At 54.5% G+C, this 19,430-nt stretch carries 22 protein-coding genes; 12 read left to right on the top strand and 10 right to left on the bottom strand.

Annotated elements, in window-relative coordinates:
• Positions 1-199: 199 nt before the first annotated feature.
• Positions 200-499, bottom strand: a complete 300-nt coding sequence (locus tag HYU99_03880; protein ID MBI2339496.1) for an XRE family transcriptional regulator — start codon at positions 497-499, stop codon at positions 200-202.
• Positions 500-769: 270 nt separating this feature from the next.
• On the opposite strand from HYU99_03880, the gene HYU99_03875 reads away from it, so the two are divergent.
• Both HYU99_03875 and HYU99_03870 read left to right on the top strand, forming a co-directional pair.
• Entirely contained in the window at positions 770-1,048 is a 279-nt protein-coding gene (locus tag HYU99_03875) for a type II toxin-antitoxin system RelE/ParE family toxin (GenBank protein ID MBI2339495.1), read from the top strand.
• A gap of 12 nt (positions 1,049-1,060) precedes the next feature.
• Positions 1,061-1,357 carry a HigA family addiction module antidote protein gene (locus HYU99_03870; protein ID MBI2339494.1) on the top strand — a complete coding sequence of 99 codons (297 nt, stop codon included), beginning with the start codon at positions 1,061-1,063 and terminating at the stop codon, positions 1,355-1,357.
• Positions 1,358-1,539: 182 nt separating this feature from the next.
• Here the strand turns inward: HYU99_03870 and HYU99_03865 are convergent, their stop codons facing one another.
• From HYU99_03865 to HYU99_03840, 6 genes are all read right to left on the bottom strand, one after another.
• Positions 1,540-1,749 (bottom strand): BrnA antitoxin family protein, encoded by a 210-nt coding sequence (locus HYU99_03865; protein ID MBI2339493.1) that lies wholly within the window; start codon positions 1,747-1,749, stop codon positions 1,540-1,542.
• Positions 1,733-2,017 carry a BrnT family toxin gene (locus HYU99_03860; protein MBI2339492.1) on the bottom strand — a complete coding sequence of 95 codons (285 nt, stop codon included), beginning with the start codon at positions 2,015-2,017 and terminating at the stop codon, positions 1,733-1,735. Before HYU99_03860 ends, HYU99_03865 begins: the two co-directional genes overlap by 17 nt.
• A 248-nt stretch (positions 2,018-2,265) precedes the next feature.
• Positions 2,266-2,862 carry a dephospho-CoA kinase gene (locus HYU99_03855; GenBank protein ID MBI2339491.1) on the bottom strand — a complete coding sequence of 199 codons (597 nt, stop codon included), beginning with the start codon at positions 2,860-2,862 and terminating at the stop codon, positions 2,266-2,268.
• Entirely contained in the window at positions 2,859-3,275 is a 417-nt protein-coding gene (locus tag HYU99_03850) for a hypothetical protein (GenBank protein MBI2339490.1), read from the bottom strand. The genes HYU99_03855 and HYU99_03850 overlap by 4 nt, the downstream gene beginning before the upstream one ends.
• Positions 3,256-4,656, bottom strand: coding sequence for an HD domain-containing protein (locus HYU99_03845; protein ID MBI2339489.1), 1,401 nt, complete (start codon positions 4,654-4,656; stop codon positions 3,256-3,258). Before HYU99_03845 ends, HYU99_03850 begins: the two co-directional genes overlap by 20 nt.
• Positions 4,643-5,686 carry a SurA N-terminal domain-containing protein gene (locus tag HYU99_03840; GenBank protein ID MBI2339488.1) on the bottom strand — a complete coding sequence of 348 codons (1,044 nt, stop codon included), beginning with the start codon at positions 5,684-5,686 and terminating at the stop codon, positions 4,643-4,645. The genes HYU99_03845 and HYU99_03840 overlap by 14 nt, the downstream gene beginning before the upstream one ends.
• Before the next feature lie 87 nt (positions 5,687-5,773).
• Between HYU99_03840 and HYU99_03835 the strand changes: the two genes are divergently transcribed.
• From HYU99_03835 to HYU99_03805, 7 genes are all read left to right on the top strand, one after another.
• Complete coding sequence (locus HYU99_03835; GenBank protein ID MBI2339487.1) at positions 5,774-6,808, top strand: rod shape-determining protein; 1,035 nt, start codon at positions 5,774-5,776, stop codon at positions 6,806-6,808.
• 18 nt (positions 6,809-6,826) lie between these two features.
• Positions 6,827-7,684: a rod shape-determining protein MreC gene (mreC, locus tag HYU99_03830; protein ID MBI2339486.1), complete on the top strand. Its 858-nt coding sequence runs from the start codon at positions 6,827-6,829 to the stop codon at positions 7,682-7,684.
• Complete coding sequence (locus HYU99_03825) at positions 7,685-8,242, top strand: hypothetical protein (GenBank protein MBI2339485.1); 558 nt, start codon at positions 7,685-7,687, stop codon at positions 8,240-8,242.
• A gap of 138 nt (positions 8,243-8,380) precedes the next feature.
• Positions 8,381-10,264: a penicillin-binding protein 2 gene (gene mrdA / locus HYU99_03820; GenBank protein MBI2339484.1), complete on the top strand. Its 1,884-nt coding sequence runs from the start codon at positions 8,381-8,383 to the stop codon at positions 10,262-10,264.
• 182 nt (positions 10,265-10,446) lie between these two features.
• Entirely contained in the window at positions 10,447-11,553 is a 1,107-nt protein-coding gene (rodA, locus tag HYU99_03815) for a rod shape-determining protein RodA (GenBank protein MBI2339483.1), read from the top strand.
• A gap of 41 nt (positions 11,554-11,594) precedes the next feature.
• Complete coding sequence (locus tag HYU99_03810) at positions 11,595-11,870, top strand: hypothetical protein (GenBank protein ID MBI2339482.1); 276 nt, start codon at positions 11,595-11,597, stop codon at positions 11,868-11,870.
• Positions 11,870-12,268 (top strand): type II toxin-antitoxin system VapC family toxin, encoded by a 399-nt coding sequence (locus HYU99_03805; GenBank protein MBI2339481.1) that lies wholly within the window; start codon positions 11,870-11,872, stop codon positions 12,266-12,268. Before HYU99_03810 ends, HYU99_03805 begins: the two co-directional genes overlap by 1 nt.
• Here the strand turns inward: HYU99_03805 and HYU99_03800 are convergent.
• Entirely contained in the window at positions 12,265-12,858 is a 594-nt protein-coding gene (locus HYU99_03800) for a CDP-alcohol phosphatidyltransferase family protein (protein ID MBI2339480.1), read from the bottom strand. The two genes, HYU99_03805 and HYU99_03800, sit on opposite strands and share 4 nt — an antisense overlap.
• A gap of 94 nt (positions 12,859-12,952) precedes the next feature.
• Here HYU99_03800 and polA point away from each other — a divergent pair, with 94 nt between their 5' ends.
• Positions 12,953-15,613: a DNA polymerase I gene (gene polA / locus HYU99_03795; protein ID MBI2339479.1), complete on the top strand. Its 2,661-nt coding sequence runs from the start codon at positions 12,953-12,955 to the stop codon at positions 15,611-15,613.
• A 173-nt stretch (positions 15,614-15,786) separates the two neighbouring features.
• Here polA and HYU99_03790 read toward each other — a convergent pair whose 3' ends face one another.
• Positions 15,787-16,020: an FHA domain-containing protein gene (locus HYU99_03790; protein ID MBI2339478.1), complete on the bottom strand. Its 234-nt coding sequence runs from the start codon at positions 16,018-16,020 to the stop codon at positions 15,787-15,789.
• Entirely contained in the window at positions 16,017-17,216 is a 1,200-nt protein-coding gene (locus HYU99_03785) for a DUF4200 domain-containing protein (GenBank protein ID MBI2339477.1), read from the bottom strand. Before HYU99_03785 ends, HYU99_03790 begins: the two co-directional genes overlap by 4 nt.
• A gap of 95 nt (positions 17,217-17,311) precedes the next feature.
• Between HYU99_03785 and HYU99_03780 the strand changes: the two genes are divergently transcribed.
• A complete protein-coding gene (locus HYU99_03780) occupies positions 17,312-17,545 on the top strand; it encodes a hypothetical protein (GenBank protein MBI2339476.1) in 234 nt (77 codons plus the stop codon).
• 5 nt (positions 17,546-17,550) lie between these two features.
• Positions 17,551-19,430 (top strand): Ig-like domain-containing protein (locus tag HYU99_03775; protein ID MBI2339475.1); only part of this gene is annotated, 1,880 nt, incomplete at its 3' end.

Raw genomic sequence — 19,430 nt, 5'->3', positions numbered from 1 at the left:
CCGTCCCTCGACAGGCTCGGGACTACGGCCCCAACCCCAAAGGGGCCTCTTCGAGGAGGGGCTCCTTTGGAGCGGGCGGACGGTGGACAGGTGTTACCAGATGACGCCGCGATGGGTCGTCCTCTTCGAATAGAAAAAAAAGGAAAACCGGGCCAAATCTTTATCTTATCCAGGAGTAGTTTATCTCTTTGAATGGTCCCTATGCGGCTTTGGAAAAACTGATTTTTGGCCGAACCCCCAAGCCGGCGAGAATTCTCAACAGCAAGTCCGTTGAAACTTGATAGGTATTTCGATTCAGGATGGCGGTCATGCGCGTTCGCGACGTGCCGGCCAATTTGGCAACATGGGCATGGGTAAGACCGTTTTTTTCGACGATTTGGATAATCTTGTCGTTTAAATCACTGCGGATTTCCATTTCGACACCGTCGGCGGGAGAAAGACCGAGAACCTTCGCAAGTTCGGCGGCATTTCTTGCAACAATGGCTTTATGTTTCTTCATGGAGCATGCTTTAAAATGAAAAATCGCCTGTTTCATGAGTAGTGTCTCATATCCGAGACATAGATGTCAATCGTAAAACCTGGGGCCATGCGTCGTTGTACATTGCATATACATTGTGTCAAGTCTTTGTGCGCCAAGAAAAAAAACCATAGGATCAGGTCCTGACCCTCCTTCGCCCCTCGACAGGCTCGGGACTACGGCGGGTGGGCAACGGACCAAGAAGTAAAAACAATTTGACGTCCGTAACCCAATAGGTTACACTTTATTTCAGTGATCAAAAGCTTCCGGCACAAAGGGCTGGAGAATTTTTTCTACGATGGATCGAAGAAAGGAATCCAGCCCAAGCACGCCCGGAAGCTGGCGGACATACTCGACCGGCTCCATGCGGCGAAGGCTGTCGAAGACATGAATTTCCCAGGCTCGGGCCTCCACCCGCTCAAAGGGGATAGGAAAGGCTGGTGGGCCGTGGAGGTTTCCGGAAATTGGCGCGTCACTTTCTCGTTTCAAGAAGGGAACGCCGAAGCTGTGGATTATGTCGATTATCATTAGGAGGATATGGCTATGGGACGGATTAAAAAGAGATCCCCGACACACCCGGGAGGGATTTTAAAAAGGCACTACCTGGAACCTTTATCCTTAAGTGTCGCGCAAGTTGCGGAGGCCTTGAGAATCTCCCGCAAGACGCTCTCCAAGATTGTGAATGAGCGAGGGGCTGTTACCCCCGACATGGCCTTGCGGCTTTCGAAGGCGTTTAGGACCACTCCGGAATTATGGCTTAACCTCCAGCAGAATTACGATCTCTGGCACGCCTATCATGATTCCCGATTGTGGAAAACAGCCCATGAGATAGCCGCCTGATTTTATAGAAGGGGTCAAATATTCACTTTTCACTTTTGAGCCAATCGAAAATCGGGCCAAGTTTTCATCTTATCCGGGAGCGGTTTGTCTCTTTGAAACCGGCCCGGTCGCAAGGACAAACATGGGCGGACAGGCCGGCGGGCAGGCAACGGACCAGAAATAAAAATGAAACAAAACCGGCTTCATGCCGCCTTGAGAAAGATGCCCCCTTTTTCGGCCATGAATTTCTTGAGCGTGAGATTGATGATTGTCTGATAGGGAATGCCGTTTTTTCTGGCCATCTTTTGATAGTAGCCGATAACCTCCTTGTCCAGGCGGATGGTTTTTTGGACTTTTTTCGGCCGATAAAATTTCCCCCTCACCGATTTTGAAAAATCATATTCCTTCTTCATATTGCCTTTTCTCCCTTCGCGTCGCTTTGCGGGCGGAAATGATCCGTATCATTTCCGTTCCCTTAACGACACTGTAAGTATGAACAACAACCAAAATGTGCGCGGCGGCGGAAAGCCCCAAGGTTACCCATCTTTCCTCCCGATGATGCCTTTTGTCCAGAACCGAGGCATGCAGGGGATCGTCAAAAACCGTCTGGGCCAACTCAAAAGAAACCCCGTGTTTTTTGACGTTGACCCAGGCCTTGGCCGGATCCCATGAAAACAACATTGTAGTTACATTATAATATAAATTACTTCCGATTCAAGGAAAAAACCATGGGGTCAGGTCCTGACCCTCCAAACGACCGGCGCCGTGCCCGCCTCTGGAGGGGGCAGGCAACGGACCAGAAACAAGTAACAGAGCAAACCATGAAAAAATGCCCTTATTGTGCCGAGGAAATCCAAGCCGAAGCGGTCCAGTGCCGTTATTCAACCGAGGGGGTGAACATGTTTTACACCTCGGAATCGGGCGTTGGGTTAAATTCTAAACCATTGGTGAAGTAGTTTTTGAACCTGCAGACGGGTTTTGGAGAGAGGGCCGGAATTGTCGATGACAATGTCGGCCCGTTTTCTTTTCTCCTCAATCGGCAGTTGCGACGCGATGCGGCTTTCTATTTCGCCGGAGCTTAAGGCATTCCGCTCCCTCAACCGTTGTCTCATCTCTTTTTCCGGCGCGTAAACGATGATCGCCTTGTCGCACAACCGGTCGAGCCTTTCCTCGAACAACAGGGGGATGTCGAGGACAACAATCTTTTTTCCCCTCCGTCTCAACTTTTGAATGGATCTTTTCAGCTCCCGGATCACCTCCGGATGGACGATGCGTTCAAGTTTTTTTCGCTTTGCGGACGAGGTGAAAACGACGGCGCCCAGACGGGCGCGGTTGATCGATGTGTCCCTGTTCAGAATAGTCCGGCCGAAGGCCCTGACGATTTTTTTATAGGCCGGTTTCCCCGGATCGACAGCAAGACGGGCCAGTTCATCCGCGCACACAACGGGGATCCCCTCGCCCGCAATCATCGAGGCGACGGTCGATTTTCCCGAGGCGATCCCGCCGGTGAGGCCGATAATTTTCATTTTTTAAATCCCCCCTCACCCCCCTTTGTTAAAGGGGGGGAATCAGAACTCCCCCCTTTGGAAAAGGGGGGCTGGGGGGGATTTTTCACCAATTTCTTCAGATTTGAGAGAATTTCCAAAAGGGCCGCCTTTGCTTTATCCGGATCGAGCCGTTCATGAACTTTTTTGAGTGACGGATTTTCAAGCTCCTGCTTCTTCATGGTCCACTCAAGGCTTTCGGCAAAATCGGCCTCGGTCCACTCTCCCGGCTTTTGCCTGTGGGCATTGACCAGTTTCTCATAAATGGCGGCATTGCCCGGATTTGATTTTTGGGCCTTGCGGTAATGCCCAAGCGCGCGGGCGTATTTTTTCTTTGCGTACGCCTTGTCCCCTTTTTCTTCGGCTGTTTCCGCTTTAGTTTTCTTTTTTTTCATGGGGAAAATTCTTTTTTATCAGTTCAATCAATTTTTCCTTCTCGTTCAACTCCGGCTCGTCCAGAACTTTTTCCACCAGAAATTTTTGTATCTTTCCGATAATCGGTCCCGCCTTGAACCCGAGTTTCATAATGTCGTGGCCGTTCACCGCCAGATCGCGCGGGCCGAAGGGGGGTTTCTTTTCCAGCTCCTCCCTGATTTTTTCGCGGAGGCGATAGACCCCCTTCAGGCTCCGGGGGAATTTTCCCCCCTGCCGGTCGGCGATTCTCAAGTCAATCAGCCTGAAAATGTTGTCCGGGCCGATTTTGTTGATAAACCTCCGGATCGCCCGGTCGGTGTAATAATGCTTGGTCTCGAACATGTGGTTTTCGACGAGGTTCAATATCCGGTCGATGTCCAGCCCGATGCAGGTCGCCTTGAATTCATTGAGCCACCGTCGCGCTATTTTTTTGGAGACAAGCTGATGGCTGTAAAAGGTGGTTTGCTTTTTGACCGGATCGTAGCCCCGAGTCGCCGGCTTACCCGCGTCGTGGAGGAGGGCCGAAAACATGATGTCCATGTTTCCGGGCTCGTCCAAATCCGGGCACGACCGCGCCGCATCCAGCACCTTCATGGTATGAAGGTAGACATCCTCGTTTTCCTTCATCGGCTGAAGAACGCCGATCATCCTGTCCACAAAAGGGAAGACAATCGGTAGAAGCCCCGTCTCCCGCATGAGATCAAACCCGATTGAAGGGTAGCGAGCCAAAAGGAGCTTGCGAATTTCCTCGATAATCCTTTCCCGCGAGACGGTGGAAATGAGAGGGGCATGTTTTTTCATGGCGTCGAGGGTGCCGGGGTCGGGTTTAAGCTCAAAACGGGCGGTAAACTGCACACCCCGCATCAAGCGAAGCGGATCTTCCACAAACGCCTCCAGAAAGACCTGTCTCAAGATTCGCCCTTCCAGATCTTTTTTTCCGCCGAACGGATCGACCAGTTCTTCCGTGGCGAGATTCAACGCCATGGCGTTGATGGTAAAATCCCTGCGGGCGAGATCGCGCTCCACGGCAAGCTCCGGATCGAAATCGACCTGAAAATCACGGTGCCCGGCGCCGGTGGATTTTTCAATCCGGGGGAGGGCGATGTCAAAGGCGGGAACGCCCGTTTGTTCGGGCGTGAATTTGATGACTCCGAAAGTCTTTCCCACAGTGGCGGTCTTTCCCCGTTTTTTAAGGAGATCGACAAGAACGGCATAGGGGATTTTCCGGACCAGCAGGTCGTAGTCGTTGTGTTCGATTTTAAGAAAGTGATCGCGGACGTTTCCCCCCACGAGGTAAACCTCCCCCCCGCGGCGGATCAGTTCATCGATGAAGGGGAAGTGGGGAAGCCTAGGGCTGTTCATTGATTTTAATCTTCGCCTTATCCCGCTCCGCCATATACCAACTGCGATAGAAGCGGTCCCCCATCCCGCTTTTATATTTTTTCAGTTCCTCGTCCCTGTTTTTTTCGAGGGCTGTGAGATCGGCCTCCTCGCGGGAGATGAGCCTGACGAGCCAGGTCGATGGGCCGACTTTTAAGGGGGAGGGGGGATAAGGATTTTTTTTGGTCAACCGAAAGAGGGTGGAAACCGCCTCGGCGTCAAACGCTCCCCCAAAAAGCGAGCCTGCCTCGGCAATCCCCACAAGACCGCTTTCCGTTTCGGAAAGATTGTTCGCCTTTAATCTGCCCGCGATGGATTTTCCCTTCAAAAAAAGAGGCCAAAATTCTTCCGCGAGGGCGTCGGCCCGCTTTTTCATTTCCTCCCCCGACGATTTGTCGCCCGTGGCCAGTTTGGAGGGGTTGATCTCCACGCTCTTGACCCTGATTTTAAGATGCTCCGCCCGGTAACGGTTTTTCAAATCCTCGTCGGAAACGTAAACGGCGCGTTCGAAGAGGGAGGTGAACTTTTCCTTCAGGATTTCGCGCCGCAAGATTTCCTCGTAGTCGACTCCCGTCCGGTTCAAAAACCAGGGGCGGAAGACCGTTTTGTAGTGTTCCGCGTTGAATTTGCCGTCCTTTGCCAGATTGGGATCGGTGGAGAGTTTTTTGTAAACTTCACCCTCCGAAACCCTCATCCCCAGTTTTTTTGCCGCATCCCGGATGATGCGGTCCTCTACCAGAAAATTAACGGCGGCCTGCCGCACTTGGGGTAAGAGCGAGTCGGGGATTTCTTCCTTGTTTTTTTGCCGCCAGGATTCCGTCTGGTTCTGGACAAGCTGATCGACCTCGTTCTGGAAAATCGGTTCGCCGTTGACAAGGCCCGCCACCGCGGCGTTGGGGCTACTTTTTTGAAGCCCGGTGTAGCCGAAGAAAACGGCAAAGACCACGGCGATCAAACCCAGAAGAAACTTGGTGATCCACGAAGAGGCCTTTTTGCGCAGGATATCCAGCATGCAACCGGATTTTATACTCCAAATTCGGAGCCTGCCGCAATGCAATAATTCTTGCCTGAAAATGCGGGGTTTGATACCGTCGTGTGGATGATTTTCGATTCCATCCTCGGCCTGTTTTCCAACGATCTCGCCATCGATCTGGGAACCGCCAATACACTCATCTACGTGAAGGGAAAGGGGATCGTTTCGTCCGAACCTTCGGTGGTGGCCGTCCGCCGCGAGGGGCGGGGGCAAAAAAAAGTGCTGGCCGTCGGCAAGGAGGCCAAGGAAATGCTGGGGCGGACGCCGACAAACATCGAGGCGATCCGCCCCATGAAGGACGGCGTCATCGCCGATTTTGAAATCACCGAGGCGATGCTCCGCTATTTTATCCGCAAGGCGCACAACCGGAAGACATTGGTGCGGCCGCGGATCATCATCTGCGTCCCATACGGCGTCACCGAGGTGGAAAAGCGGGCGGTCCGCGAATCGGCCGAGTCAGCCGGGGCGCGGGAGGTTTATCTCATCGAGGAGCCGATGGCCGCCGCCATCGGCGCGGGACTCCCCATCACCGAACCGTCCGGCAACATGATCGTCGACATCGGCGGCGGCACCACCGAGGTGGCGGTCATCTCGCTGGCCGGCATTGTCTACAGCAAATCGGTCCGCGTGGCGGGCGACAAAATGGACGAGGCGATCGTCCAGCACATCAAGCGCAACTACAACCTGTTGATCGGCGAGCGGACGGCCGAACTGATCAAAATTTCCATCGGCAACGCCTACCCCGATACTGAACCAAAGATGATGGAGATAAAAGGGCGCGACCTGGTCAACGGAATTCCGCGGATTCTTCAGGTCAATTCCGACGAGGTGCGCGAGGCGATCGCCGAGCCGGTCCATTCTATCGTCGAGGCGATCAAAACCACCCTCGAGCGGACCCCTCCCGAACTTGCGGGCGACATCGTCGACAAGGGGATTGTTCTGGCTGGCGGCGGGGCCCTCCTTCGCGGCCTCGACAAACTCATCCACGAAGAAACGGGGCTTCCCGTCACGGTCGCGGAAGATCCGCTGTCCTGTGTCGTGCTCGGCTCCGGAAAAGCGCTGGATGAATTGAATGTTTTGCGGGATATTGCCTTGAGCTAACAAATTACACAGCAAAAGATGTCTTTCAAACGCCGCGCGTTTCTGGCCCTCCTGTTGATTGTCCTCTTTGTCGTTCTCCTTAATGTCCGCAGAGACCGGCCACAGGTTGCCTCTCCCAGTGGCAGCGCCACTGGCGCCGGTTTTGTCGACCGCCTGATTGTCTCCCTGTTTGGGCCGGTACAGGGCCTTGTCGACCATGCCGTTGATTTTGTCGAAAATGGATGGTCGAATTATTTCGCCGTGGTGGGGGCGAAAAAAGAGAATGTCCGGCTCAAGGAGGAAATAAGACTCAAAGACCTGGAGATTCTGTCTCTCAAGGAACGTCTGCGCTCGCAGGACCGCGAGGAACTTCTCTCCCAAAAGGCGGGCCTCCTCGGCGGAGCCGGGGTGAAGGCGAAGGTGACCGGCTACGATCCCTATGCTGTATCCCAGACGATGTGGGTCTCTGCAGGTTCCTCGCAGGGGATCGCCGTCGATTGCCCGGTTTTGACGCTGGAGGGGCTGGTGGGGAGAATCGTCAAGGTCTTTCCTTCGATGTCGCAGGTTCTTCTGCTGGTCGATCCGCATTTTGCCGTGGACGTGATCGATGAGGCCACGCGCGTGCGGGCGCTGGTGGTGGGGTCGGGCCGGGGGGTCGAACTGAAGCGCTATCCCTTTTTGACCCATCTGGAATTCCTGAATCTCGGCGACGAGATCCGCAAGGGGGACCTCTTGATCACCTCCGGTTTCGGGGCGATCTATCCCCCCGGCATTCCGGTGGGGAGCGTCATCGATGTGGCGCAAAAGGAAAACGACCTCTTTCAGTCGTCCGGCGTCCTTCCCGCCGTGGATTTCGGCAAGCTGGAAGAGGTGGTGATTTTGACGGAAAAGAAATAAATGGACATCCTCTTTGCCCTCCTCTGGTTCTGGTTTCTCTTCAACGGCCAACTGGCCTTCCGTCTTCCCATCCCCGGAGGGGATCTCGAATTCGGCTTTATCACCGTTTTTGTGATCTATCTCGTTTTCCAGTACTCGTTCATACGGGGACTTATCGCCGTGGTTCTGGTTTCCTTTATCGCCGAAACCTTCACCCTTGTCCCCCACGGGTTCATTATTCTGGCCAATCTCCTCCTTTTCACCGGCATCCACCTTCTTTTGGACCAGATCCTCTCAGAGGCCTATGTCACCAAGGCGTTCTGGGTTGTTCTCTTTTCGTTTATCGGCCGGCTGATCACCGGCTTTGTCTTCGATCCGGAGGGGGCCTTCGCCGCCAGCGCCTCTTTCTGGGTGATTGCGCCGGTTCAGGCGGTCTTCAACGGATTTTTGAGTTTCCCGCTTTTTATCCTGCTTGATTTCACGCATGACCTCTGGATGGGCCTCTTTTCGCGCCGGCGCGCCCATCTGACCGGCGCCGATTTCTATCAGGTGAAAAGCAAACAGAGGAAATATTTTTAGGCGGCAGGGCAAGAAAAAGAAAGCCGAGCATCCGGCTTTGCCGGTGCGAGGCGCGGGGTTTGGGGCTATCGAAGGCCCGACAAAACATAAGATTAACACGAGTAGTATCCCTAAAGGGCCTTCGGGGCCCCAAATAATATGTATCGCGAAGAAGATGTCTCGTCGCTTCAGAACAAAATTTCCATTGTTCTGATTGTCGTATCAGCCTTTATTCTGATCGTGCTGGTCCGTCTCTTTTATCTGCAGGTGATGAAAGGGAAAGAGTATCAGACGCTGTCCGAGCAGATTTCGGTCCGCGAGGAGGAACTGCGGGCCCGCAGGGGTCTCATTCTCGACCGCAATGGAAAAGTCCTGGCGGACAACCGCCCCTATTTTGAGATCGACATCATTCCGCAGGATCTGCGCAATCGTGTGGAAACCATCGAATCGCTGACCCGCCTGATTCCACTGCCGGCGGAGGAGATCGAACAGAAACTGGAAAACGCGCGCGGGGAGCCGCCGTTTTTGCCGGTGGTTCTCGTTCCCGACGCCCCTTACGAGTGGGTGGCGAAAATCCGCGAATACCAGCGTCCGGAATACGACGCGGAGGCAACCTATTATCTCGAAGGGGTAGAGGTGCGGGCGAGCCCGTTGCGGGTCTATCTCTATCCCGAACTTTTTTCGCATGTCCTGGGTTACCTGAAAGAGATCGACAAGAAGACCCTTGAGGCCTTTCGGGAAAAATATCCCGACCGCTATTCGCGCGGCGATCTCATGGGGGCCTCTGGCGTCGAAGGAGCCTACGATCTGGATCTGCGGGGTGAAGACGGGATGAAGGCGCGGGTGGTGGACGCGCGCGGCACCGAAATCAGGGGGAGCGCCGAAATCGATCTTCTGCGGGAACAGGCCAGCTTTGCCCCGGTGGACGGAAACCATCTGGTGACGACGCTCGACTACGACGCGCAAACCGCGGCGGCCTCTTTTTTTGAGGGGAAGAGGGGGGCGGTCGTGGCGCTGGATCCGAATACGGGAGAGCTTCTGGTCCTCTTCAGCTCTCCCGGCTACAACGGAAACCGGATCACCAAAAAAATCGACAAGCCCTACTGGCAAAAAATCAATCTCGATCCCGACAAATACCTGTACAACCGCGCCATTCAGGCGGCCTATCCCCCCGGCTCCATCTACAAGATCGTCACGGCCATGGCAGGGCTCGCCTCGGGAAAGGTGACCCCCCAGACCACTTTTGGATGCGGCGGCGGCCTGCAGTTTGGAAACCGGTTTTTCAAGTGCTGGAACAAGGGGGGGCATGGGGCGGTCTCCCTCTTGCGCGGCATTGCCCAGTCGTGCGATGTCTATTTCTACAACATGGGCCTGAAGGCGGGGGTGGACGGGCTGTCTCAACAGGCCCGTTTGTTCGGGCTGGGACAAAAGACCGGAATTGAAATCGCCTTCGAACAACCCGGGCTGATCCCCAGTTCGGAATGGAAGATGAGGCGTTACAATCAGCCGTGGATCGACAGCGAAACGCTCTCGATCGCCATCGGCCAGGGGTACGATCTTTTGACGCCGCTTCAGGCGTCGGTCATGGTCGGCATGCTGGCCAACGGAGGCCGGCCGCTCAAGCCTCATCTGGGAAAGGCAGTGCTTAATCCGGCGCGCGAGCGCGTCCGCGAAATCAGGGCCGAACCGGGGTCTCCTGTTCTTCCGCCGGAAAATCTCAAGCTCGTTCAGCAAGGGGTCATCGATGTGGTGCATGGGGCGGGAACGGCCACCCGCCTTGCGGCAAGCCCTTATAAAATCGCGGGTAAAACGGGGACCGCGCAGGTGATCGGCCACGACACCGGCATCGTAGCCTCAGGCCGGACGCTTCCTCACGGCTGGTTTGTCGCCTATGCCCCCTACGACGACCCGAAGATCGCCGTGGCGGTCATTGTGGAAAACGGCGGAAGCGGCTCCGGCGCCGCCGCCCCCGTGGCTCAAGGCGTGATCGACGCCTATTTGGGGAAGATTATGCCGGTTACGGATGATCGGGGAAAAGAATAAAGATAACAAAGCGAACAATCTGGCTATTTGACTCCGCAAAGTCTGCGACTTTGCTACGCAGGCAAGCAAAGCTTGCCTTTGTGGGCCAGTTGTGAGCGCGGGGTTTGGCCCGCCAATACTTCGTGGCGGGCGAAATCCATGATGCGAATAGCAACAAACGGGCCGAAAGGGCCCCAAGTATAATGTTCGACCGCAGACTCATCACCCATTTCAACTGGCCCCTGTTAATCGTGACTGTTCTCCTGTCCGCCATGGGACTTTTCAATCTGTATAGCGCTACCTCCACCTTTGACGTCGGTTCCCAGACCTCATATTTTAAAGCCCAGATTGTCTGGTCGGCGATCGGGGCAGGAAGCCTCCTGGTTGTCTTTTCCATCCACTACCGTCATTACCACGCGATGAGCTATGTTTTTTACGGGGCCACCGCTTTTTTGCTGGTTCTTGTCCTCGTGATGGGACGGAAGGTATCGGGGCATCAGAGTTGGCTGACCTTCGGACCGGTTTCGCTTCAACCTACCGAGATCGCCAAATTGGGGCTTATTTTCGGACTCTCCCGTTATCTGACAACAGTCCGGAGCGCCCCCGGCGGGGCCTCCTTTCGCGAACTGGCGCCCCCTTTTCTTCTGTTTCTTTTTCCTACCGCGCTGGTGATTTTTCAGGGCGATCTGGGTTCGAGCCTTTTTTTCGGCCTTATTTTTGGAACGATGGTTCTCGTTCGCGGCGTCCGCTGGCAGGTCGTTGTCTCTCTTCTCGCCCTTTTTGTGATCACGGCGACGGCGGCCTATTTCTTTTTTCTTTCGCCCTACCAGAAAAACCGCATCGCCACCTTCCTGAATCCGGAGATGGACCGCAGAGGCGCGGGGTATCATCTGGTCCAATCCAAAATCGCCGTCGGCTCCGGCGGTTTTTCCGGAAAGGGGTATCTCAAGGGGAAAACGCACAAGCTCCATTTTATCCCCGAGCGACACACCGATTTTATCTTTCCGGTTTTGGCGGAAGAATGGGGATTTCTTGGGTCGCTGGTTGTGTTGATCTCCTATGGCCTCCTTTTGTTTTTCGGGCTGGAGGTGGCCTCCCGCGCGCACGATGTCTTCAGCTTTTTCTTGAGTGTGGGGATATGCGCGCTCTTTTTCTGGCACATGGTGATCAATCTGGGGGGGGTCCTCGGGTTGATGCCGCTCACCGGGGTGCCGCTCCCGTTTTTTTCCTACGGCGGCTCGGCCCTGATGACCAACTGGATCGGTATCGGGATTCTTTTAAACGTCAGCATGCGGCGGTTCATGTTTTAGGGATTGACGGATCGTCATTCTGATTCTATACTAGAGTCAGTATGAGTCATAAAATGAGTCAAAAATCGTTTGACCAGATTACCCTCCGGGGAATTCCGCGCGACTATCTCAAAGAACTCAAACGGGAGGCGCGGCAAAAGAGCCTAAGTCTGAACCAGGTCCTTTTGGAACATCTGCTCCCGCCGCGTCAAAAATCGGCCGACGGCCATTGCGCCGAACTGCTCGATCTGGCGGGAACCTGGGACAAGAAGCGGACGCGGGATTTCATGAAAAAACTGAAGGAAATCCGGAAAATCGATTGGGAGATGTGGCGTTGATGCGGATCATTTTTCTCGATACTTCGGGCTATTCCGAGTTCAAAAGAAACAACTCCCAAGTCATCGAAGAAATCAGGAAGGCGGACCGTTTGTTTGTCAATCCGATTGTCATTGGTGAACTCTTGGCCGGCTTTGACGGCGGCAAATATAAACAGCAGAACCGCCGGGAATTGAGGGAATTTTTAGGCCGTGATTCGGTAACGGTCCATTCCATAAGCGAAGAAACATCCGAACGCTATTCGGTTATCCACCAATACCTTAAGAAGAAGGGAACGCCGATTTCCGCAAACGATCTCTGGATTGCCGCAAGTGTTCTTGAAACCGGGGCCCATCTTGTTACAGCGGACTCCGATTTTCTGAAGCTCGAAATGATTTCCACCGTCATGATTATCCCTTAACCCTTCCTCTCCCCGAAGCGATAAAATTTGTACCCGATGTAGGCGTACTGTCCGGCGGTGATTGCGGTCAAGACCCCGGCGATGTAGACAAAAATATATTGCAACTGCCCCACAAACGAGGGGGAGCCGTAGGGCCACTCAAATATCTTTTTCTGAATAAAGACCTCCAGAAACGACAAAACCAGAACCGTAATCTGCGCGAACGTTGTCATTTTGGAAAACCGCGTCGGCTTGTAGTAGAGCCTTATTTTCATCAGATTGAGGACGATGACGCCCACGGTGATCATCAGGTCGCGCCCAATGACAACGGCGGTAAGCCACACGGGGACCATTTTGAGCCGCGTCAGAACGATCAGGCTCAACAGCATGAGAAATTTATCGGCCGCCGGATCGAGCAGGGAACCGAGACGCGAGCGCATATTGAGCCGGCGGGCCAGAAATCCGTCCAGAAAATCGGTGAAACCGGCGATAGAAGCCGCAATCACGGCTAAAAGGTAGCGCTCGACCGTGAAGAGCCAGAGGAAGACCGGCACCAGAAAAAAACGGCTGATGGTGATCCAGGTGGCGAGGGTGATTTTGGGTTGCGGCATGACGGTTGAAAATATATAAGCGCCGTATGGTCAAAAGTCAAAAGTTTACCTTCGACCTTCGACATTTGGCCTTTGACATTTGACATTTGGCCCCATGTCTTCCAAAACCCTCTACCTTGTCGACATCTCCTCCTATATCTTTCGCGCCTACTACGCCATTCGCGCCCTTAAGACCTCGAAGGGGATCCCCACCAACGCCACCTACGGCGTGGTGACGATGCTTTTAAAACTCGTTCGCGAAAAAAAACCGGACCATCTCATCCTTGCCTTCGATTCGCCTTCTCCCACGCACCGCAAGGAAATTTACCCGCAATACAAGGCCAACCGCGAGGTTCCGCCGGAGGATCTGCCGGTTCAATTCGACCACATCAAGGCATTTGTCGAGGCCTGGCCGCTTCCCCGCGCGGAAGTGCCCGGCTATGAGGCCGACGACATCATCGCCACGCTGGTGAAGAAATACCGGAAGGAAGGAATGGTGATTGTCATCGTCTCCGCCGACAAGGATCTGATGCAGTTGGTGGGCTCGGGGGTCACGATGTACGACTCGATGAAAGAGAAGTTGATTACGACAAAAGAGGTGGAAGAACGCTTCGGCGTCGGCCCCGAAAAAGTGGTTGCGGGGGATGCTTCCGACAATGTGCCGGGGGTCGGGGGGGTGGGTGAGAAGACGGCCATCAAGCTGATTCAGGAGTATGGAAGCCTCGAGGAGGTTCTCGAACATGCGACGGAGATAAAGGGAAAATTGGGTGAAAATCTGGCGAACGGCAAAAGCGATGCCCTGATGTCGAAAAGACTGGTAACCCTTCATTCCGATGTACCTCTAAAACTCGATTGGGATTATTTTGAATTGCCGCAACCCGGGCAGGATCGTCTCAACGAATTCTACCGGGAGATGGAATTTACCCGGCTTGTTTCCGAATCGGCACAAGAGGAAAAAAAACATGTTGAGGAAAAGAAAGAGGCTAAAGGGGAATACGAACTTATCTTGAGTGAAAAGGATTTGTCGCGCTGGATCAACCGTCTCAGAAAAACCAAAGAAGGTTTTTGTTTCGATACCGAAACCACATCCGTCGATCCCCTGCGCGCCCGGCTGGTGGGATTGAGCCTCTCCGATACCTCAGGATCTGCGTGCTACATTCCGTTGGCCCATTCCTATCTCGGCTGTCCCGACCAACTGCCGAAAAAGAGTGTTTTGGATCGACTCAAACCGCTTTTTGCCGATCCGAAAATTCCCAAATTCGGCCAGAACGCCAAGTACGACATGGAGGTGCTTTCAGGGGAAGGGATCGAGGTGCGGGGTTTAAAAGGGGACACGCTGATTGCAAGCTATCTGTTGAACCCCGAATCGGCCCACAACCTCGACCATCTGGCCCGCGAATATCTCGACACCGAAACGCTCAAATTCAGCGAAGTGGTAGGCCGGGGAAAAACATTCGATTCGGTGGATGTTGAAACCGCCTGCCGGTATGCGGCCGAAGATGCCGATGTGACATTCCAGCTTGTTTCCAAACTTCATCCACTTTTAAAAAAAGAGGAACTCAGGGACTGCTACGAAAAAATCGAAATCCCGCTGGTCGATGTCCTCTTCCGGATGGAAACGCACGGTGTCCTTGTTGACACTTCTCTTCTGGCGCAACTCGATCGCGAGTTTTCGGATAAGATGGACCGCCTGCAGAAAGAGGTGTTTGAAAACGCAGGGGTGGAATTCAACCTCAACTCCCCCAAGCAGGTGGCGGAAGTCCTGTTTGGAAAACTTCTGCTTCCGCGTCAGAGAAAAACAAAGACCGGCTATTCCACCGACGTGGAGGTGCTGACCGATCTGGCCCCGCTCCATCCGGTGCCCCGCCTTTTGGCCGACTACCGGATTCTCTCGAAGCTGAAATCGACGTATGTCGATCAGTTGAGAAATCTGATCCACCCCAAAACCGGCCGAATTCACACCAGTTACAACCAGACGGTCACAGCCACGGGACGCTTGAGCTCCAGCGACCCCAATCTTCAAAACATTCCCATCCGGACGGAGGAGGGAAAGAGGATTCGGCAGGCCTTTATCGCCCCTTCCGGCTGGAAAATTCTTTCGGCCGATTATTCGCAGATTGAACTGCGTCTCCTGGCCGCCTTTTCGGGAGACAAAAATTTACAAGAGGCCTTTGCGGAAAACAAGGACATCCACCGGATGACGGCGGCGAAAATTTTTGGCATGAAAGAGGGGGAGGTAACCTCCGAGCAGAGGTCAACCGCCAAGACGGTCAATTTCGGCATCATCTACGGTCAGAGCCCTTTCGGGCTTTCCAACCAGTTGGGAATCCCCGCCGGCACCGCAAAAAAATATATCGACGAATTCTACCGCCTCTATCCCGCCGTTTCCGAATACCGGGAAAAGGTTTTCAATGACGCCAAAAAAACAGGCATGGTTCGCACATGGCAGGGTCGCAAACGCCTTGTGCCGGAGATCAACAGCAAAAACTTGAATCTGCGGTCCAATGCCGAAAGGGCCGCCTTCAACACCATCTTTCAGGGATCGGCGGCCGACCTCATCAAGGTAGCGATGATTCAAATCGACCGCAAACTCTCTTCTCAATCGCGTGCGCGGATGATCATGCAGGTTCACGACGAACTGATCTTTGAAGTGCCGGAGAATGAAGTCGAGACGGTTTCCTGTTTTGTCAAAAAGGAAATGGAGGAGGCGCTCCCCTGCGAAGTGGCATTAAAAGTGGACATCGGAGTCGGGAATAACTGGGCCGAGGCGCATTAAATCGGGGGCTTTGCCGCTGGCGCCCCGGGGACCCACCGAACGCCACTGGTCCGAGTGAGGTGGGGGCGGAATCACAACTCCGCTCCCAAGTCGCTTCATCCGCCACTGGCGGCGCGACTTGGGAACCCTCCCCCCGTTCGCTCGCGCGGAATCAATCCGACGCTCGCTCACCATTAAATCTTCTGAAACACGAATTTGTAGCCGCCGACGGAGATCTGGTCCCCTTCCATGAGGACATGTTCGTCCACTTTCCGGCCGTTGACGTAGACGCCGTTGGAGCTTTTGAGGTCGATGATGATGTACTGATCCTTGTACTTGTTGATGGCCGCGTGCTGGCGGGAAACCTTGGGGGCCGTCAGGACAAGGTCGTTTGACGGCGATCGGCCGATGGAGACATTGTCTTTCATCTCAAAGTCCGGTATGTCCATATCCCCTTCGAGTGGCGACCCGAAACCGGTTGGGCGGTCTCCATCCCCCCCTTTGGTTCCGTTGACGATACCTCGGCTCCCAGCGGCATTTTTTCAAAGACATCGAAGATCGATTCCGGCTCGCCTGCTTTTGCAGGGGCCTCGGCTGAAAAATATCCCGGCTCATCGGGGGCCAACCCCTCCGGGCCGAACCCCTCGGGGGGGAGGGCAAAAACGGAGTCTTCCCCGGCGTCGGCTGACGGCAAAATACGGGCCATCTCTTCACCGGCCGGAGCCCGGCTGGTAGCCGAAGCTCGGCTGGGGGCTGGCACAGCCGCTTTTTCGGGAAGGGGGGTTTTTTCGGCCCAGTCATCCATATCCGGCCGGGGTCCTGTCCCTAGCCGTGGCGTTGCCGGCGCCAGTGGCGTTGCCGGCGCCGGTGGCGCCGCTACTCTCCTCATCTCGGTCCTGGATTCCATGCCCCGGGACCCTCCCCCCGTGGGCGCAAAGCCCAGATCCTCGGGGTCAAAAAGTTCTTCGTGGAGTTTGATGAACGACTGGATCTGCGCCAGCTCCCCCTGAAGTTGCCTGATCTCCCTGGTTTCGTATTCCTCCACCTCCTTGAACTGGGCCTCGCTGTATTCATCGAGATAATGGCGGAAGCGGGCCTCTTCGAGGATTTCCTTGTGCCGGGTCATGTCCAGATCCTGTTTTTCACGGCGGGTATAGAGGTTTTTGAGCTCCCGGTGAAGGAGGGCCTTTTTTTCGCCCAGCAGTTTGTTGATCGCGTCCAACTGCATGGCGTAGTCGCGGTAGACCTTGTCGAAGACGCCTTTGGTGACCTTGTCCCGGTTCTGCTCCATTTTTTGGAAGCGCCTTTTGATAAGGTCGCGCTGGGTTTTGATGCGGGAGGTGGCCTGGATGAGCTCCTCATTCGGCTGAAGGACCGGCTTGGAGGAGGGGGCCGACCCGGCCTGGGGGGCCGCCAGTGGCGCTGTCCCCTCCCCGGCCTGGGGGCCAGACCCCGGCTGGGAGGCTGACCCGGCTTGGGGGGCCGCCTCTTTCATTGCCGTTTCCCTTGAGACGGCGTCTCTTCCGTCGCTCTCTTCAAGAAGGGCGGCCACCGCTTTTAAGTCGACCACCTTCTTTCGCAGGGGCGATTTTTTGGGGGGAGGATTGCTGTCGCTTTCGACCATTTTAAAGTCCTCTTAACCAATCTTTTGAAAAGATGCAAATTTTATTCTAGATTCGCCTTTTCCCCTTTGTCAATGTATGATAAACATACAAAATCATGCCCGAAGAGGATAAAAAAACCGATAACGAGGGGGAGATGGGGAAGACCATGATCGATATCGATATCTCCAGATTGTCGCACAGGGACAAAGAGGAGGCGGCAAAACCAAACGCCGGCGGCGCCGTCCCTTCGTCCGAAGAATCGGTGGACGATCTCCTGCGGAAGAAAAAGACGTTGCTCGGTCGGCTGGGCTTAAGAGGCATTTTTGGAAAGAAAGATAAAAAAAGTTAAGGTGAATGGCGGACAAAGAAGAGAAATCAGCGGATGTGCCGGAAGAGCTGGATCGGACCCGGGGGGGTATCAAATCGCTCGGCCGCGAGGCGACCAAAACCGAAATTCGCGTCGACACGGGCTCCCATCCCGCCGAGAAAAGCGGGAGCCCCTTTTCGTTTCTTAAAAATTTCCTCAAAAAGAAACCGTCTCCAGCCAAAAAGGAAGGTGGCCCCCCCCTCGCGTCAAAGCCCCCCCCGGTTTTTGCCTCCGCGAACAGCCGTTTTGCCGGCATTTGGCTTCCCGCTTCCGACATGGGGAGCCTGACCCGGATCGGTTTTCTCGTCTCCCGTCTGGTGGTCGCCATTGCCGGTGTCTGGCTTGTCTATCTCCTCACCGTGAGTTTTTTGCGCGCGTTTGAGGAGTCCCGGACATTTCCCTTCGTGTTTGCCGTAACACTCGGCGCCGCCCTTTTTTTGAGTATTGTTTCCATCCCCATGCGGTGGAGCCCCGCCTGGTTTGTCGGGTTTCCCCTTTTGGCCCTTCTTGGCCTTTTGGGGGGTCAGGTCTTTTTTTATCCGACAACCGATCCCTCCTTTTTTACTTTTTTGGGAAAGGCGCCGGCCTATATTTTCAACCATGTCTGGATCGGCGTTTTGGCCTTTGAACTGGCGTTGATCCTTTTTGTCACTCCGCGCGCGCGGGGGCTGAAGGGATTTTTTTTCGTTTTAGCGGCGTATGGCCTCGCCGGTTTTATTTTCAACCGTCTGGAGGGGCTTGCCCTGGAGGCGGCATGGCTGGGGACCGGTGTTTTCAGGGGACTTCCGACAATCTATCTCCAGCCGGTTTTTGTCGCGCCGACCCTTTTTATCCCCCTTTTTTTCATCTTCAGCCTCGGGGCCTTTTTTCTTCCATCCAACTTCAGAACAGGGCGTTCCACCGGCTGGCTCGGTCTCAATATTCCGGTTCTCCTTTTCTCGGCGGTTTTGGGATGGGGGGTTATGCAGAAAAACGGCGTGCCGACCCTCCTTGATTTTTTTCTGGAGGAAAGACGGGGGATCGGCCTCACGCAGACCGATGTTGACGGCGCACTTTTGGAATTGAAGACCACAAATTTCGATGTCTTCAGGGATAAAGACACGGTCGAACGCTACCGGATGGAGCTTAAAAAAACGGGGGAGCATTCCAGGACAAGCGATGAATCACACTACACCCTCTCTGTGGTCAATCCGGACGGTTTTCCGGTTTTTTTTCTCGATAAATCGGACTTTGAGTTGTCTCTGGATGAGAAAAAAATAACCAAATGGAACCTGAAAACAGCCCCCCCCGAAGAGGAAAAGCCTCCTCTCTATCTCCTTTCGGCGATTCTCCCTCCCGTGATGCATGACGAAACGGCGGTCAAAGAGACTTCGAAAACAACCACCGCTCCCCCGTCTGACACGGCCGTCGAGACCCCCATGGAGGAGGGGGGCTCCAGCCAGGGTCTGGCCCACGGGCTTGAATTTGTCCGGCCGACGCTGGGAGAATATCTGCCGGTTGAAACAACCGTTGAGGTGGCAGTGGGGGAGTCGGCGCTGTTTCAAACAGTTACTCTTTATCTCGGAAGCGAGAAACTGCATGAATGGGGGAGCGCCCCGTACACATTCACATGGAACACGGCCGATCTCCCCTCCGGCAAGTATGTCCTTAAGGTTAAAGGGGCCACCTTCGAGGGGGTACAGGCCTCCGACTCGGTTCCCGTTTTCATGGGGCAGGCGCGCCTCAAAGTCATCCCGCCGGAAGGGACGGCCACGGGGAAAGAGGGGGTGTTCAATTATCAGGATGTTGTTTTTGTCGTCGATTTGAGCAGTAGCCAGTGGGACAGCTGGGGAGGAAAGGCGAAATGGGAGATACAGAAGGCCCTTTT

Source organism: Deltaproteobacteria bacterium (assembly GCA_016183175.1).
Lineage (GTDB): Bacteria > UBA10199 > UBA10199 > UBA10199 > SBBF01 > JACPFC01.
The sequence above is the reverse complement of the archived record's forward strand: the minus strand, read 5'-3'. Positions and strand labels throughout refer to the sequence as shown.

Coding starts and splice junctions, on each gene's coding strand:
- HYU99_03785 (MBI2339477.1), bottom strand. CDS start 17,216: ATGGTCGAAAGCGACAGCAATCCTCCCCCCAAAAAATCGCCCCTGCGA.
- HYU99_03855 (MBI2339491.1), bottom strand. CDS start 2,862: ATGAAAATTATCGGCCTCACCGGCGGGATCGCCTCGGGAAAATCGACC.
- HYU99_03810 (MBI2339482.1), top strand. CDS start 11,595: ATGAGTCATAAAATGAGTCAAAAATCGTTTGACCAGATTACCCTCCGG.
- mrdA (MBI2339484.1), top strand. CDS start 8,381: ATGTATCGCGAAGAAGATGTCTCGTCGCTTCAGAACAAAATTTCCATT.
- mreC (MBI2339486.1), top strand. CDS start 6,827: ATGTCTTTCAAACGCCGCGCGTTTCTGGCCCTCCTGTTGATTGTCCTC.
- HYU99_03825 (MBI2339485.1), top strand. CDS start 7,685: ATGGACATCCTCTTTGCCCTCCTCTGGTTCTGGTTTCTCTTCAACGGC.
- HYU99_03840 (MBI2339488.1), bottom strand. CDS start 5,686: ATGCTGGATATCCTGCGCAAAAAGGCCTCTTCGTGGATCACCAAGTTT.
- HYU99_03790 (MBI2339478.1), bottom strand. CDS start 16,020: ATGAAAGACAATGTCTCCATCGGCCGATCGCCGTCAAACGACCTTGTC.
- HYU99_03870 (MBI2339494.1), top strand. CDS start 1,061: ATGGGACGGATTAAAAAGAGATCCCCGACACACCCGGGAGGGATTTTA.
- HYU99_03835 (MBI2339487.1), top strand. CDS start 5,774: ATGATTTTCGATTCCATCCTCGGCCTGTTTTCCAACGATCTCGCCATC.
- HYU99_03800 (MBI2339480.1), bottom strand. CDS start 12,858: ATGCCGCAACCCAAAATCACCCTCGCCACCTGGATCACCATCAGCCGT.
- polA (MBI2339479.1), top strand. CDS start 12,953: ATGTCTTCCAAAACCCTCTACCTTGTCGACATCTCCTCCTATATCTTT.
- HYU99_03865 (MBI2339493.1), bottom strand. CDS start 1,749: ATGAAGAAGGAATATGATTTTTCAAAATCGGTGAGGGGGAAATTTTAT.
- HYU99_03860 (MBI2339492.1), bottom strand. CDS start 2,017: ATGTTGTTTTCATGGGATCCGGCCAAGGCCTGGGTCAACGTCAAAAAA.
- HYU99_03880 (MBI2339496.1), bottom strand. CDS start 499: ATGAAGAAACATAAAGCCATTGTTGCAAGAAATGCCGCCGAACTTGCG.
- HYU99_03780 (MBI2339476.1), top strand. CDS start 17,312: ATGCCCGAAGAGGATAAAAAAACCGATAACGAGGGGGAGATGGGGAAG.
- HYU99_03805 (MBI2339481.1), top strand. CDS start 11,870: ATGCGGATCATTTTTCTCGATACTTCGGGCTATTCCGAGTTCAAAAGA.
- HYU99_03845 (MBI2339489.1), bottom strand. CDS start 4,656: ATGAACAGCCCTAGGCTTCCCCACTTCCCCTTCATCGATGAACTGATC.
- HYU99_03850 (MBI2339490.1), bottom strand. CDS start 3,275: ATGAAAAAAAAGAAAACTAAAGCGGAAACAGCCGAAGAAAAAGGGGAC.
- rodA (MBI2339483.1), top strand. CDS start 10,447: ATGTTCGACCGCAGACTCATCACCCATTTCAACTGGCCCCTGTTAATC.